Origin of the sequence: Pseudonocardia sp. (genome assembly GCF_025965585.1) — a bacterium.
Taxonomy (GTDB): domain Bacteria; phylum Actinomycetota; class Actinomycetes; order Mycobacteriales; family Pseudonocardiaceae; genus Pseudonocardia.
Window position 1 is genome coordinate 1 of the sequence record NZ_JAOPWR010000199.1, and the last position, 14,299, is coordinate 14,299.

General features: G+C 72.6%; 13 protein-coding genes. 9 read left to right on the forward strand and 4 right to left on the reverse strand.

Translation table 11 applies throughout. The features are described from left to right. From JWR81_RS12705 to JWR81_RS12730, 6 genes are all read left to right on the forward strand, one after another. The coding region (locus JWR81_RS12705; RefSeq protein ID WP_297650885.1) for a hypothetical protein at positions 1 to 230 on the forward strand (230 nt) is incomplete at its 5' end. A 303-nt stretch (positions 231 to 533) separates the two neighbouring features. Beyond that, positions 534 to 1,928, forward strand: coding sequence for a cytochrome ubiquinol oxidase subunit I (locus JWR81_RS12710; protein WP_297650887.1), 1,395 nt, complete (start codon positions 534 to 536; stop codon positions 1,926 to 1,928). A 16-nt stretch (positions 1,929 to 1,944) separates the two neighbouring features. Continuing rightward, a complete protein-coding gene (gene cydB, locus JWR81_RS12715) occupies positions 1,945 to 2,970 on the forward strand; it encodes a cytochrome d ubiquinol oxidase subunit II (RefSeq protein WP_297650889.1) in 1,026 nt (341 codons plus the stop codon). A gap of 5 nt (positions 2,971 to 2,975) precedes the next feature. Beyond that, positions 2,976 to 4,628: a thiol reductant ABC exporter subunit CydD gene (cydD, locus tag JWR81_RS12720; RefSeq protein WP_297650891.1), complete on the forward strand. Its 1,653-nt coding sequence runs from the start codon at positions 2,976 to 2,978 to the stop codon at positions 4,626 to 4,628. A gap of 35 nt (positions 4,629 to 4,663) precedes the next feature. Continuing rightward, on the forward strand, positions 4,664 to 6,403 hold the full coding sequence (gene cydC / locus JWR81_RS12725) for a thiol reductant ABC exporter subunit CydC (protein ID WP_297650942.1): 1,740 nt from the start codon (positions 4,664 to 4,666) through the stop codon (positions 6,401 to 6,403). Further along, complete coding sequence (locus JWR81_RS12730) at positions 6,393 to 7,502, forward strand: mechanosensitive ion channel domain-containing protein (RefSeq protein WP_297650893.1); 1,110 nt, start codon at positions 6,393 to 6,395, stop codon at positions 7,500 to 7,502. Before cydC ends, JWR81_RS12730 begins: the two co-directional genes overlap by 11 nt. A 53-nt stretch (positions 7,503 to 7,555) precedes the next feature. Here JWR81_RS12730 and JWR81_RS12735 read toward each other — a convergent pair whose 3' ends face one another. The 3 genes from JWR81_RS12735 to JWR81_RS12745 all read right to left on the reverse strand — a co-directional run bounded on the left by JWR81_RS12735 (position 7,556) and on the right by JWR81_RS12745 (position 11,004). Further along, complete coding sequence (locus JWR81_RS12735; protein ID WP_297650895.1) at positions 7,556 to 9,472, reverse strand: MFS transporter; 1,917 nt, start codon at positions 9,470 to 9,472, stop codon at positions 7,556 to 7,558. A gap of 187 nt (positions 9,473 to 9,659) precedes the next feature. After that, positions 9,660 to 10,127 carry a GNAT family N-acetyltransferase gene (locus JWR81_RS12740; protein ID WP_297650897.1) on the reverse strand — a complete coding sequence of 156 codons (468 nt, stop codon included), beginning with the start codon at positions 10,125 to 10,127 and terminating at the stop codon, positions 9,660 to 9,662. A 235-nt stretch (positions 10,128 to 10,362) separates the two neighbouring features. Further along, positions 10,363 to 11,004 carry an NADPH-dependent F420 reductase gene (locus JWR81_RS12745; protein ID WP_297650899.1) on the reverse strand — a complete coding sequence of 214 codons (642 nt, stop codon included), beginning with the start codon at positions 11,002 to 11,004 and terminating at the stop codon, positions 10,363 to 10,365. A 208-nt stretch (positions 11,005 to 11,212) separates the two neighbouring features. On the opposite strand from JWR81_RS12745, the gene JWR81_RS12750 reads away from it, so the two are divergent. After that, the gene (locus JWR81_RS12750) at positions 11,213 to 11,590 is read left to right on the forward strand and encodes a hypothetical protein (RefSeq protein WP_297650901.1); all 378 of its coding nucleotides are present in this window, start codon (positions 11,213 to 11,215) and stop codon (positions 11,588 to 11,590) included. Between the two features lie 28 nt (positions 11,591 to 11,618). Here JWR81_RS12750 and JWR81_RS12755 read toward each other — a convergent pair whose 3' ends face one another. Further along, positions 11,619 to 11,999, reverse strand: coding sequence for a DUF2267 domain-containing protein (locus JWR81_RS12755; RefSeq protein WP_297650903.1), 381 nt, complete (start codon positions 11,997 to 11,999; stop codon positions 11,619 to 11,621). Positions 12,000 to 12,297: 298 nt separating this feature from the next. Between JWR81_RS12755 and JWR81_RS12760 the strand changes: the two genes are divergently transcribed. Together JWR81_RS12760 and JWR81_RS12765 are read left to right on the forward strand one after the other, a co-directional pair. Next, positions 12,298 to 12,477 (forward strand): hypothetical protein, encoded by a 180-nt coding sequence (locus tag JWR81_RS12760; protein ID WP_297650905.1) that lies wholly within the window; start codon positions 12,298 to 12,300, stop codon positions 12,475 to 12,477. A gap of 147 nt (positions 12,478 to 12,624) precedes the next feature. Then, positions 12,625 to 14,025: an NAD(P)/FAD-dependent oxidoreductase gene (locus tag JWR81_RS12765; protein WP_297650907.1), complete on the forward strand. Its 1,401-nt coding sequence runs from the start codon at positions 12,625 to 12,627 to the stop codon at positions 14,023 to 14,025. Positions 14,026 to 14,299: the final 274 nt, after the last annotated feature.

The window sequence follows — 14,299 nt, forward strand, 5'->3', positions numbered from 1 at the left end:
GCGTCACGGTCTGGGCCGTGCTCGATCCGGGCCGCTACTCGAGTTCCGGTGACGGCTGCGTCGCCCTCACCATCCCCAACTCGACCGGCGGCGCCGTTCTGCACGCATGCGGTGACCCCGCACGAACACTGTGCCGCTCCGCGTTCTCGGACACGGATCGCATCGCGCTTCTGCTCCGGGCCCAGTGCGACATCGCCGGTCTCGGCGCCACGACAGGAGCGCAACAGTAGCCATCCGCGTCCCCAACCGATCGGACCCGGTCGGCGTGCGGCATCCCCGGCGCGGGAGCGCCGCAAGCCGTCGACGACGCTTCACGCCACCCTCTGTCCGGTCCAACGGAGTAGCCCTGCGGCCCGGACCGGAGCGTGGCGAAGATCGCGGTGGGCAAGGACACTGCCCTGGCGGGGTGGCCACCCGTCCGCCCCCTGGCGCTGTGAGGTCGAGGCGCCGCGTCGGAAGGGCGCTGACGATGGGTCGAACGCTCGCGGAACCAGGCGAGATCCTCGCGAGCCTGGCGATCGGCGGAGGACCCGGTGAACCAACTCGACCTCGCACGGTGGCAGTTCGGGATCACGACCGTCTACCACTTCCTCTTCGTGCCCCTGACCATCGGGTTCGCGTGGATCGTGGCCGGGTTCGAGACGGCCTGGGTGCTGACCCGCAACCCGATGTTCCGGCGTCTCGCGAAGTTCTACGGACGGATGTTCCTCGTCATCTTCGCGCTGGGTGCGATGACCGGGATCGTGCAGGAGTTCCAGTTCGGCATGAACTGGAGCTCGTACTCGCAGTTCGTGGGCGACGTGTTCGGCGCGCCCCTCGCCTTCGAGGGGCTGCTGGCGTTCTTCCTCGAGTCCACGTTCCTGGGTCTGTGGATCTTCGGCTGGGACCGGCTCGGCCCGCGCCTGCACCTGGCCATGATCTGGCTGGTCGCGGTGGGGTCGCTGCTGTCCGCGACCTTCATCCTCGCTGCGAACGCCTGGATGCAGCACCCGGTCGGCTACGTCCAGCTCGGCGGCCGGGCGCGACTCACCGACTTCGGGGCCGTCCTCACCAGCATCACCACGGTGGTCGCCGTCCTCCACACCGTGACGGCGGCCTTCCTCGCCGCCGGCGCGGTCGTCGTGGGTGTCGCCGCGTGGCAGTTGCGGTGGCGCCGGGAAAGCCCCGACGCACCGGCGTTCCACCGCGCCGCGAGGGCCGGGATGTGGGTGACGGTGATCGCAGGCGTGGCGGTCGCCGCGTCCGGCCACCTGCAGGGGGTGATCATGACGCAGCAGCAGCCGATGAAGATGGCGGCGGCCGAGGCGCTCTACCACACGGAGCAGCCCGCGTCGTTCTCGTTGATCACGATCGGCACGCTGGACGGGTCACAGGAGATCTGGAGCATCAAGGTGCCCGGGCTCCTGTCGTTCCTCGCCACCGGCACGTTCGACAGCCGCGTCGAGGGCATCGACGACCTGCAGGCCCGCTACGTCCAGCAGTTCGGGCCGGGAGACTACCGGCCCGTGATCCCGGTGACCTACTGGTCGTACCGGCTCATGATCGGGCTGGGCGGACTCGCGGCGCTCGTCTCCGCGGTCGGGCTCTGGCGGCTGCGCCGGGGTCGTTTCCCGGCCGGGCCCTGGTTCTACCGGGCGGCTGTGGCCGGGATAGCCCTCCCGGTCGTGGCGTGCTCGTTCGGCTGGATCTTCACCGAGATGGGCCGGCAGCCCTGGGTCGTCTGGGGGTTGATGAAGACCGCCGAGGGGGTCTCCCCGTCGGTCGGGGCGGGCACGGTGCTCGCGTCGCTGATCGTGTTCACGTTGCTCTACGGAGCCCTGGGGATCGTCGGGTTCGTCCTGCTGCGCCGGGATGCGATGTCCGCCCTCCCGGCGGACGAACCCGTGACCGACGACGCGGAAGAACGCCCGCCCACCTTCGCCTACTGATCCGGAACGGATCGCCATGCACCTCGCCGACCTCTGGTTCATCGCCATCGCGGTGCTGTGGACCGGGTACTTCTTCCTCGACGGCTTCGACTTCGGCGTCGGCGTCCTGCTCCCGGTGGTCGGCCGCAGCGAGGCCGACCGGCAGGCGATGATCCGCACGATCGGCGGGGTCTGGGACGGCAACGAGGTGTGGTTCATCGTCGCGGCCGGCGCGACGTTCGCGGCCTTCCCGCTCTGGTACGCCGCCATGTTCTCCGGGCTCTACGTGCCATTGCTGGTCATCCTCATCGCGCTGATCCTGCGCGGTGTGGCCTTCGAGTTCCGCGGCCGCAGGGACAGCCCGGCGTGGCGCCGGACCTGGGACGCGGCGCTGGTGTTCGGCAGCCTGGTCCCCGCCGCGCTGTGGGGCCTGGTGTTCGGCAACATCGTGCGGGGCCTGCCCGTCGACGCCCGCTTCGACGCCGATCCCGGCCTCGGCGGGCTGCTCAACCCGTACTCCCTGATCGGCGCCCTCACCTCGCTCACGGTCTTCGTGATGCACGGCGCGATGTTCCTGCGGCTGCGGACCGGCGGCGAGCTCCAGGTCCGGGCACGCGCGGTGGTGTCCGTCATCGGGCCGGTGGCGGTCCTGGCCGCCGTCGCGCTCGTCGTGTGGATCCAGCTGCACCGCGGCTCCGTCGTCACGGCGGCGACCGCTGCGGTCGCCCTCGCCGCACTCCTCGGTGCGGTGCTGGAGAGCCGGAGCGCCCACTCGCTCTGGGCGTTCCTGCTCACGGGCGCGGCGATCATCGCGGGCACGGCGACGCTGTTCATCGCGCTGTACCCCGACGTGCTGCCGTCGACGACGAACCCCGCGCACAGCCTCACGGTGCAGAACGCCAGCTCGTCGCCCTACACGCTCACGATCATGACGTGGGTGGCGGGCATCTTCCTCCCGATCGTGCTGCTCTACCAGGCATGGACCTACTGGGTGTTCGCACGCCGGATCGATGTGGCGAGGGAACCGCGTGAGAAGGTCCGGCGCGCGATGGCCCGGCACTAGCGACGATGCGCCCGCTCGATCCGCGCCTGCTCACCCACGCCCGTGCCGCGCGCGGCTACCTCGGGCTCTGCGTGGTCCTGGGGACGGCGACCGCGGGGCTCCTGATCGGTCAGGCGTTGCTGCTCGCCGCGGCGATCTCCGGGGCGTTCCTGTCCGGGCTCGGCCTCGCGGCCCTGCGCACGCCGCTGCTCCTGCTCGCCGCGACGGCCGTCGCTCGCGCACTGCTGGACTGGGGCCAGGACGTCGCCGGGCAGCGAGCGGCCGCCTCGGTGAAGTCCCAGCTGCGGTCGGGGCTGCTCGAGCACGCCGTGCGGCTGGGCCCCGGATGGGTGTCGGGGGAGCGGTCGGGTGAGCTGGCGCTGCTCGCCGTGCGCGGCCTGGACGGCCTTGACGGCTACATCGCCCGCTACCTCCCGGCGCTCGTGCTGGCGGTGATCGTCCCCGGCGCGGTGCTGGCCGCGCTGCTGGGCACCGACCTCACCGCCGGCGTGACGGTCGCGCTCACCCTGCCCCTGGTCCCGGTGTTCCTGGTACTGGTCGGGCAGGCGACGCAGCAGCGGACGGACCGCCAGTGGCGCGCGCTCTCCGTCCTGGCCGGCCACTTCCTCGACGTGGTCACAGGGCTACCGACCCTCAAGGTCTTCGGACGTGCGCGGGCGCAGGCCGAGACGATCCGGACCGTCACCGACGACCACACCCGGGCGACGATGAGCACGCTGCGGGTCGCGTTCCTCTCCGCGCTCGTGCTGGAGCTGGTCTCGACGCTGTCCGTGGCGTTGGTGGCGGTGGGCGTCGGCCTGCGGCTCGTCACGGGGACGCTGGGCCTGGAGCCGGCCCTCGCGGTGCTGATCCTCGCGCCGGAGGCCTACCGGCCGCTGCGCCAGCTCGGCGTGCACCACCACGCGATCGCCGAGGGGATGGGGGCGGCGAGCGAGGCCATCGACGTGCTGGAGACGCCGGTTCCCCAAGAAGGAGGGCGATACCCGGTCCCGGACGTCGCCCGGTCGACGGTGCTGCTCGACGCCGTCACCGTCCGGTACCCGGGACGGGGGGCACCGGCCCTGGCCGACGTGTCCCTGGAGATCCGGCCGGGCGAGACCGTGGCGGTGGTCGGGCCGTCGGGTTGCGGCAAGTCGACGCTGGCCACGCTGCTCGTCGGCGTCGTGCGCCCGGAGCGGGGTCGCGTGACGGTGGCCGGGGTGGACCTCGCCGAGCTCGACATCGGATGCTGGCGACGGCAGCTCGCCCACCTGCCCCAGCATCCCCGGCTGCTCGCGGGGACGATCGCCGAGAACGTCCGGCTGGCCGACCCGGCGGCCCCCGCCTGCGCTGTACGCCGCGCGCTGTACGCCGCGGGGGCCGACTTCGTCGACCGGCTCGATCGGGGCATGGACACGGTCCTCGGCGAGCAGGGGGCGGGGCTGTCGGCCGGCCAGCGGCAGCGGGTCGCCCTGGCCCGGGTCCTCCTGACGGCCGCGCCGCTGCTCGTCCTGGACGAGCCGACGAGCGGGCTGGACGCCACGAGCGAGCACGCGGTGGCCGAGGCCCTCTGCGCGGAGATCGCGACCCGCACCGTCGTCCTGATCACGCACCGGCCCGCGCTGCTGGAGCTCGCCGACCGGGTCGTCCACCTCGACCGGATCGCGGTGCCTACGTGACTCCGGGCGGGCACAGGAACGCCGTACGCCGCGTCATGGTGTTCGGCCGGCCGGCGCGCGGGCGGTTCGCCCTCGCGTCGCTCGCCGGAGGGGCGGCGCTCGGGTCCGGGACGGGACTCTTGGCCACGTCCGCCTGGCTGATCTCCCGGGCGGCCCAGCACCCACCGATCCTCTTCCTGACGGTGGCGATCGTCGGGGTCCGCACCTTCGGACTCGCCCGTGGCGTGGCCCGGTACGCCGAGCGGCTGCTGTCGCACAGCGGTGCCTTCGGGGTGCTCCGCGAGCTGCGGATCGCGGTCTGGCAGCGGCTGGAGCGCATCGCGCCTGCCGGCTTGCCGGCCTACCGGTCCGGCGACCTGCTCGCCCGGCTCGTCGCCGACGTCGACGCGCAGCAGGACCTGTTCCTGCGGGTGCTCGTGCCGTCCGCCGTCGCGGCGCTGGTCTACGCCGGGGCGCTCGCCCTGCTGGCGTGGCTGCTGCCGCCTGCGGCGCTCGTGCTGCTCGCCGGCCTGCTCACGACGACGGTCGCGGTGCCGTGGCTGGCGGGCCGGACGGGACGGCGGGCCGAGCGACGCGTCGCCCCGGCGCGGGGCGCACTGTCCACGGCCGTCGTCGACCTGCTGCGGAGCATGCCCGACCTGATCGGATGCGGCGCGGCGGATCGCCGGTTGGTCCGCGTGGCCGCGCTCGACCGCGAGCTGATCCGCGCGGAGTCGTCATCGGCCGGGGCGGCGGGGCTGAGCGCCGGCCTGGCCACCCTCGCCGGAGGGCTCACCGTCTGCGGTGCGCTCGTGGCCGGTGTGGCCGGGGTGCGGGCCGGTGTGCTCGACGGGGTGGCGCTGGCCGTGGTCGTCCTGACGCCGTTGGCCACCCACGAGGCGGCCGGGGCGCTGCCGCAGGTCGCCCAGCAGGCCGAGCGCGTCCGCCGGTCGGCCGACCGCGTGGTGGACGTGCTCGACCGGCCGGCGCCGGTGCGCGAACCGACCGCGCCGGAGCTCCTGCCGGGCCCGCCGTACACGCTGCGGGTGCACCGGCTCCGCGCCGCGTGGCCCGGCGCGTCGGCACCCGCCCTCGACGGGGTGGATCTCGAGCTGCGGCCCGGCCGGCGGGTGGCCGTCGTCGGTCCGAGCGGCTCGGGCAAGTCCACGCTGGTCGCGGTGCTGCTCCGGTTCCTGGACCCGACCGGCGGCCGGGTCACCCTGAACGGCACCGACGTCACGGCGCTCGCCGGGGACGACGTCCGGCGCGTGGTGAAGCTCTGCGCCCAGGACGCCCACCTGTTCGACACGACGATCGGCGAGAACGTCCTGCTCGCGCGCCGGTCCGCGACGCCGGAGGAGATGGACGCCGCTCTGGCGGCCGCGCGCCTCCTGGACTGGGTCCGCGCGCTCCCGGACGGGCTCGCGACCCGCGTCGGCGAGCACGGCTCGCGCATCTCCGGTGGCCAGCGGCAGCGGATCGCGCTGTCCCGCGCGCTGCTCGCGGACCCCCCGGTCCTGCTGCTCGACGAGCCCGCCGAGCATCTCGACACCGCGACGGGCGACACCCTCACCGCCGACCTCCTGGCCGCGACGGCGGGACGCACGACCCTGCTCGTGACCCACCGGCTCGCCATGCTCGGCGCGGTCGACGAGGTCGTCGTCCTGGACGGCGGGCGGGTCGTCCAGCGGGGGACCCACGCCCACCTGAGCGCCGTCCCCGGGCCCTACCGGCGCATGTGGGACATCGAATGCTGGGCGGACCGCGGACCCGAGGGTGCCGACCTTGCCGGTTGAGCAGCTGCTTCGCGATGTCGGCACGGTGGCGGCATGGGCCGCCGCGGCGCTGCTCGTCGGCTGGCTGTCGGGCATCGTCGTGGGCCGGGCGGCACGCCGGTACAACCGGCACGTGCTGGGTCTGCTGCAACGGCGCTGCCACAAGCCGTGGATGCTGTTGCTGGTGGTGTGGGCGGTCTACACCAGCATGCCCGCGGAGGGCCCTCTCGGCGGCACCGTTCACCAGGTGCTCCTGCTCGCGCTCATCGGCGCCGCGGCCTGGATGGTGATGGGGCTTCTCTACATCATCGAGGACATGCTGTTCCAGCGACTCCCCATGGAGGTTCGGAACAACCGCAGGATCCGCAAGGTCCGCACCGAGATCGGGGTGCTCCGCCGCCTGACGTCCGCGATCGTCGCCGTGCTGGCGATCGGCACTATGCTCATGACCTTCGCGCCGCTGCGTGAGCTCGGCACGTCCCTCCTGGCGTCGGCGGGAGTCGCCGGGGCCATCGCAGGCCTTGCCGCGCAGACCACCCTGCGCAACGTGCTCGCCGGACTCCAGCTGGCGCTTACCGACCAGCTCCGTCTCGACGACGTGGTGGTCGTCGAGGAGGAGTGGGGCCGGGTCGAGGAGCTCACCCTGACCCACGTCGTCGTGCGGTTGTGGGACGAGCGGCGCCTCATGCTTCCGACGGCCTACTTCATCACCACGCCGTTCCAGAACTGGACGCGCAACGAGGCACGTGTCACCGGGGCGGTGCTGCTGCATCTGCGTTACACGGCCCCGGTCGAGGAGCTGCGGGCCGAGGCCCGCCGGATCGTCGAGCTGTCCCCGCTGTGGGACAGGCGGGACTGGATTCTGCAGGTGGTGGACACAACCCCCTTGACGATGGTCGTGCGCGTCCTGGCCTCGGCAGCGGACGCACCCAGCTCCTGGGACCTGCGCTGTGAGATCCGCGAGCAGCTGATCGCCTACCTGCGGACCGAGCACCCCGACGCCCTGCCCGGCCTCCGGTGCGACCGGGCGCAGCAGGCCGCGGTTCCCGTCGACCTGTCGATCGTGACCGCGCCGGAGCGGCCCCGGCGAAGTCCGCACAGCATCCCGCCGGACGGGTGACCCGAGGTCGCTGTCGTCACCCGCTTTGCGACGGCGGGGCTCGGTGACACGGCTCAGCGCTCGGACGCGATCGGCTTCGCCGCGCCGGGCTGCCCGCGCGGTCCGTAGGCGTCGCGGGACAGTCGCTGCACGCGTCCCTCGTCCACCGCCTGCCGCAGAGCGCGGCGGAAGCGGCGTGGGCCCCAGTGACGGCCCTCGACATAGCCCGCGAGGGCTTCGCGTCGCATCGGACCGTGCCGGTCCACCGCCCGCCCGATCGTCTCGAGCTCCCGGTCCAGGGCCTCGTCGGAGGCGGCCGACCATCGGCTCGTGGTGCCCGCCGAGCCGATCTGGCCGGGTGAGTAGAACGCCGTTCCCGGACCGGGGCGGAGACGTCCGAGCCCGTGCCGCTCGTGCTCGGCGCGCTCGGCAGACCGCCGCAGGATGCGCATGTTGCGACTGAGGGCGGCCTGGTGCTCCTGCTCCGTCGTCCGCGCGGGCTCCCGTGCGGTCTGGATCGCACCCTGCTCGTGCGGGTCCGCCTCGGCCTCCTCGGCGGTGAGTGGCGTGGCGATGTTCTCCAGCGACTTCCCTTCGGCCCGCACTCCGAGCACCAGCTCGGCGATACCGCCGAGCGCCATCGCCGCGGCACCGATGAAGAAGCCGAGCGCGACCAGGTTCACGTTGCCGCTGTGGATGAAGTTGCCGAAGAGCAGCGGTCCGGAGATGCCGCCCACCGCCGTCCCGACCGCATAGAACAGTGCGATCGCGAGCCCGCGGACCTCCATCGGGAAGACCTCGCTGACGGTGAGGTACGCAGAGCTCGCACCCGCCGAGGCGAGGAAGAACGTCGCGAGGAGCAGCACCATGAACGTGGCCGTCGTGAGGCTCCCACCCCGCAGCAGGACGCCGAGCACGACGACCAGCGCGGCCGAGCCCAGGTAGGTTCCCGAGATCATCGGGATCCGACCGACGGTGTCGAACAGCCGTCCCAGCAGCAGCGGACCGAGGAAGTTGCTCGCCGCGAACAGCACCATGTAGAGCGGCACCGACGACGAGCTGACGCCGAAGAACCGGCTCAGCAACGTGCCGATGTCGAACACCACGGCGTTGTAGAGGAACGCCTGCCCGATGAACAACGCGAGCCCGAGGACCGCGCGGTTGGGGTAGCGCCGGAACGCGAGGCCGACGAGCTGCCGGTACCGGACGTTGCCGCGCACCCGGACGGTGACCTCGTAGCTGGGCGGCGGAAGGCCGGCCCCCGTCTCCGCCCGCACCGTCTCCTCGATCTGTTCGACGATGTGCTCGGCCTCCCGCACCCGGCCGTGCAGGAACAGCCAGCGCGGACTCTCCGGTACGTGCCGACGCACCAGCAGGATCCCCAGGCCGATCACGGCGCCGACGCCGAACGCGAGTCGCCACCCGATGTCCGGGGCGAACAGGGACTGGTCGAGCAGCAGCAGCGCCGCCAGCCCACCCAGCCCGGAACCCACCCAGTAGCTGCCGTTGACCGCGAGATCGACCTGCCCGCGGTTGCGTGCGGGGATGAGCTCGTCGATGGCCGAGTTGATGGCCGAGTACTCCCCGCCGATGCCGAACCCGGTGAAGAACCGGAACAGGAAGAAGTACCACGGGGCGAACGCGAACGCTGTCAGGACCGTGGCGACGAGGTAGATGGCCAGCGTGACCATGAAGAGCTTCTTGCGCCCCATGCGGTCGGTGAGCTGGCCGAAGAACAGCGCTCCGAGACACGCCCCGGCGACGTAGACGGCTGCGGCGGTCCCGATGTCCGAGGCGGTCAGCGAGATCCCGCTGCCCGGCTCGGTCAGCCGGGAGGCCACGGCACCGACGATCGTGACCTCGAGACCGTCGAGGACCCAGACCGTCCCGAGGCCGATGATGATCCGCCGGTGGAAGCGTGACCACGGCAACCGGTCGAGCCGGGCGGGGATGTCGGTGCGGATGACTTCTGGTGCGCTGGCGGTGGTCATGGCTGCGCTTCCGTACGGGGGTGGGCGTGCCCTGGGCATCGCTTCCGCTTCTCTCCCGAATCCTGCGACCCCGGCGGCCGCTACGACCTCGACCTGCCGACGCCACCCCCTGCGGGTCTCCTGGACCTGGCAGGGGCAGCTACGTCCGGGCGCCGGTGCGGACGACACGACGCCTGGGCGGTGCTCTCTACCGGTCGTCCAACCGTTTCTCGGCGAAGTAGTCCGCGATGTGGTTGTGGTTGTACTTCTCGATCTCCACGTAGCCGGTCTTCCCGAAGAGCACACGGCTGTGTTTCTGCTCGGAGCCCGCGTCGAGCCGCACCCGCTCGTACCCGAGATCACGGCCGGCCTGCTCGAGGGCGGCGAGGAGTGCGCGGCCGACGCCGTGCGAGCGTGCCTCGGGCACGACGTACATGCGCTTGATCTCGCAGATGCCCTCGCCCAGGTCGCGCAGCCCGCCGATCGCGACGGCGCGCTCGCCGTCGTAGCCGACGAGGAACGTGCCGGTCGGGGGCACCATCTCGTCCGGGGTGGTCACCGAGCCGGGCCGCACCACCCGGCCCGGGTACTGCTCGTCGAGCAGGGCCTCGAGGGCGGCCATCAGCTCGCGGCCGGGCGGTTCGTCGGAACGGCCGGCACGGAACTGGATGGTCATGGCGTCATGGTGGCGGACCCGGGCGCCCCGCGCCCATCGACCGCGCGGTCGAGGGCGCAGCACGCGCAGATCATCTGCCACGTCTGCTGGGGCGACTGGGGCGGAACGCCCCGCGTACATGCCCGGCGACACGGCCGCGGCCGGAGAGATCTTCGACCTCACGCAGCGCCGGGGAGAGCAGCCCTCGGCCACGGCGTCGCTCCCGTGTCGCGGGCTGCTCACCGGCCCGCACCGGTCACCCGGCAGGCTCGCCCACGTCCCCGAGCAGCTTCCAGCCCGACGACCAGGACAGGCCCTTGCGGGCGTTGAGGCTGATGTTGAGGAACGCCATGTGCTCGAGCGATCGCGCGGCCCGCAGGGCACCGACGTCGATCGGGCGCAGTCCCATCGCCGCGACGAGCTCTGCCACCGCGGTCTTGGCCGCTGCGTCGTCGCCGGCGTAGAAGCCGTCGAGCTGCACGCCGTCGACGACGGGCTGGGTGAGGAACCCGCCGAACACCGTGTTGAACGCCTTCACGACGCGCGTGCCGGGCAGCAGGACGGCGATCTCCTCGGCCACCGACAGGGTGGACTCGAGGACGCCGGACAGGTCGGGTTCGAGCGGGTTGGTCGGGTCGATCACGATCGCCCGCTCGACCTCGCGCCGGATCTTGTCGCTGATCCCGGCGACGGCGGTCGACGGGACGGCGAGCACCACCATGTCGGCCCCCTTGGCGGCCTCGGCCGCGGTTGCCGCCGCGCGGGCGCCCACGTCCTCGGCCACCTTCGTCGCGTGCTCGGGATGCTGGGCGGTGAGCACGACGTCATGGCCGAGCGACACGGCGGCCCGGGCCAGCCCGCTGCCGACCGTCCCCGTCCCGATGATCGCGATCCGCATGGCCCGCTCCTTCCGCGGGCGGACCGTGCCGAGGTGCCCGGCACCGGCCCGCCGGGGTAACGGTGGGGGCGCCGTCTCCGGCGCGCGTCGGTCCGGCAGCGCGAGAGCGGCCGGGCGCGTTGGACACGCGGGGCCCTCGACGCCCGGATCCTGACCGCGGACCCGTCGGGCGGTGCCTGGAACCGTGCAGGAGGGGTACGCCGGCGGCATGGCCGTGACACTGAACCAGCGCGCGTACGACCACGCGCGGCGGTTGGTCGCCGAGGGCGCCGTCGTCGACGACGACCGGGACGCGTGGAGCGAGCACCGGCCGTCCCCGCAGCAGGAGAACGCGTTCATCGCCGAGCACGGCTACGGCGAGTACGGGCGCTGGCACCTCGGGGTCGACGACGAACACGGCGCGGAGACGAAGGCGCACTACAAGTTCCCGTACGGGGACTTCGTACGGGTGCACCGTTGCGGCCTGCTCGCCGCCGAGTCGCGGGCGGGCCAGCGTGGCTACACCGACATCGAGCTGGCCGTGGCGCACCTGCACGGGATGGTGGAGGAGAGGCGTGCGCTGAAGGAGCCCCGGACGGCGGAGTGAGGACGGCCGCCCCCCCGGGCGGTCCGTCTCAGGTCGGTTCGTCCACGAGGTCGCGGAACTGATGGGGCAGCTGCCCGACGACCTTGGCGTAGGTCGCCTCGGGCACCGCTTCACGCAGCGTGGCCAGCACGGCCGCGAAGCCCGCGTGCACCTCGTCGAGCCGGAGCCCGGTGCGTTCGCGGACCTTCTCCTCGGCGTTCTCCAGCCCCACCTGCTTCGACGGCCGGCCCTTGATCCCCCGCACCACCTCGTCCAGGCCGTCGGGCAGACGCAGCGCCAGGTCACGGACCGTGCCCTCGCTCAGCCGCTGGGCGAGCGTCTGCAGGGTGGCCCGGGTCAGGTCGGCGGCCTCCTCGCGGCCGAGCCCGGTGCTCGCGGCCACCGACCGGAAGAACTCCTGCTCGTCCACGTCGAACTCCTCGGGGTGATTCCACCCGCTCATGCACGGTGTGAGCTGCCGATTGTGCGGACCGCGGCGCCGGTCGGCATCGCTCCACCGGAGTGAGGCGCGCCCGGTTCACTGGGCCCGGGAGACCCAACGGGCATGACGAGCACGAGCTCCGGGGCGCTGACCGCGCCGCCGTAACCTGCGGCACACGAGGTGGTCACACCGTGGAGCGCTGAATAACGTGGTGGTGCCCCTGCGTGCCGACGTCCGAACGCTCCCCGCTTGCCGGACCGGCCCGCGGACCCCCGAGGAGTGTTGCGTGACCGTTCGTTATCCCCTGGTGCCCGTCCCGTGCAACCACTGTCGTGCCGTACGAGAGAAGGGTGCCGTGCACCATCGCCCCGGTTGCCCCGCCGACCGGTCCAGCCTGGCCTTCTTCGGCCACCCGGATCTGATGGAGCTCGACCTCCACATTGTGACCTTCTACCCCGGGTTCTAGCTCCCCGCTGTGTGTCTGCCCTCCGGGGCGTGTCTGCCCTCCGGGGCCCAGAACAGCGATAGACCTTCACGCACCGGGGACGAGGCGCAGCGCCGACCGGATCGGTGACGATCGGCTTCCAGCCCGCTGGCGAGGAGGCCGTTGCTCATGGAGCACTTCGACGTAGTGGTCCTCGGCTCGGGCCCAGGCTCGGAGCCGGTCTGGTCGTCGGCCGACGGCCGCTCGGTCGCCGTGGTGGAGCGCGGGCTGGTCGGTGGGTCCTGCCCGTACCTGGCCTGCGTGCCCAGCAAGTCGATGCTGCGCAGCGCAGCGGCATGGGGGACGGCCGCCGACCCCGAGTTCGCGCCGTTCTTCCTCGGACCCGTCGACCCCGCGCTGGGCTACCGCCAGGCGGTGCGCCGCCGCGACGCGGCCGTGCACGGCCGCGACGACTTCGAGGTCGCCGAGCGGTTGGTCCGCGCCGGTGCCCGGCTCTTCCGCGGCGACGGCCGGGTCGTCGAGCCCGGGGTGGTCGACGTCGGCGGCGTCCCGATCCGTTACCGGGACCTCGTGCTGAACACCGGGTCGGTGCCGATCCTGCCGCCGATCGTGGGGCTGCAGTCGATCACGCCCTGGACCAGCGAACAGGCGCTCACCACCACCGAACTGCCGGAGTCGATCGTGGTGGTCGGCGGTGGCCCGGTGGGCTGCGAGCTCGGGCTGCTGTTCGCCACCTTCGGCGCCATCGTCACCATCGTGCAGCGTGCCGACCGGTTGCTCCCCCGGGAGGAGCCTGCCGTCGCCGAGACGCTCACCGAGAGGTTCACCACCCTCGACGTCCGCATCATGCCCGGTACGACGGTCGTCGAAGTGGCTCCGCGCGGTTCCGGGGTGCGCGCCACCGTCGACATCGGCCGCCCCGTCGACGCCGACCGGCTGCTGCTGGCGGTGGGCCGCGAACCGCGCGCCCACGACCTGGGCCTGGAGAACCTGGGGGTCGAGGTGCGCGCAGGCGCGCCGGTGCCGGTCGACGAGCGGTGCCGGGTGGTCGGCGCCGAGCACGTCTGGGCCGTCGGCGATGTCACGGGCGTTGCCCCGTACACGCACACCGCCGACTACCAGGGCCACGTCGTCGCGGCGAACCTCCGGGGCGAGGACGCCCGAGCGAACTACCAGGCCATCCCGCGCACGGTGTACACCGACCCGAGCGTCGTCGGCGTCGGGCACACGGAGGCGAGCGCACGCGACGCCGGGATCGACCCGCTGTCCGCCCACGCCGACGTCAGCGACACGGTGCGATCGGTCACCGAGGGGGTCCACGAGGGTTGGGTGCGGCTGGTGGCCGACCCGGCGGCGGAGGTCCTCATCGGAGCCACCGCGATGGGCGGCAGGGCCGAGGAGTGGGTGTCCGAGGTGGCTCTGGCGATCCGTGCGGAGATCCCGATCCGGGTCCTCGCCGACGTCATCCGCCCTTTCCCGACCTTCAGCCGCGTGCTGAACGGCCCGCTGCAGGAACTGGCCCGCGCCGCCACGCAGCGCCACGCCGCGACCGGTCGTCAGGCCAGGTAGCGGCCGGTTCACCCGACCCGAGCAGACCGGCGGGCTGTATCCGGAATGCGCGGTGTGACGAACCCAGCGATGCCGGAGTCTCGGGAAAGTCCTAGATTTGTAGGGTGAGCAACCTTCCATCCTCCAGCCTGACCCGTACGTGTCCTTGGTGTGCCGATACCACGGTCGTCGCCTTCAGCGAGGAGGGCCTGGTACGCGCGCTCGCCCGGCACCTGGAGCGCTGTGCGGGCGAGGTCGCAGGGGAGTCGAGCTAGACCTCGGGCCTCCTGCGCGG

Excerpts from the sequence above, each read along its gene's own strand:
- cydB (WP_297650889.1), top strand. The coding sequence starts at position 1,945 with ATGCACCTCGCCGACCTCTGGTTCATCGCCATCGCGGTGCTGTGGACC.
- cydD (WP_297650891.1), top strand. The coding sequence starts at position 2,976 with ATGCGCCCGCTCGATCCGCGCCTGCTCACCCACGCCCGTGCCGCGCGC.
- cydC (WP_297650942.1), top strand. The coding sequence starts at position 4,664 with ATGGTGTTCGGCCGGCCGGCGCGCGGGCGGTTCGCCCTCGCGTCGCTC.
- JWR81_RS12735 (WP_297650895.1), bottom strand. The coding sequence starts at position 9,472 with ATGACCACCGCCAGCGCACCAGAAGTCATCCGCACCGACATCCCCGCC.
- JWR81_RS12740 (WP_297650897.1), bottom strand. The coding sequence starts at position 10,127 with ATGACCATCCAGTTCCGTGCCGGCCGTTCCGACGAACCGCCCGGCCGC.
- JWR81_RS12745 (WP_297650899.1), bottom strand. The coding sequence starts at position 11,004 with ATGCGGATCGCGATCATCGGGACGGGGACGGTCGGCAGCGGGCTGGCC.
- JWR81_RS12750 (WP_297650901.1), top strand. The coding sequence starts at position 11,213 with ATGGCCGTGACACTGAACCAGCGCGCGTACGACCACGCGCGGCGGTTG.
- JWR81_RS12765 (WP_297650907.1), top strand. The coding sequence starts at position 12,625 with ATGGAGCACTTCGACGTAGTGGTCCTCGGCTCGGGCCCAGGCTCGGAG.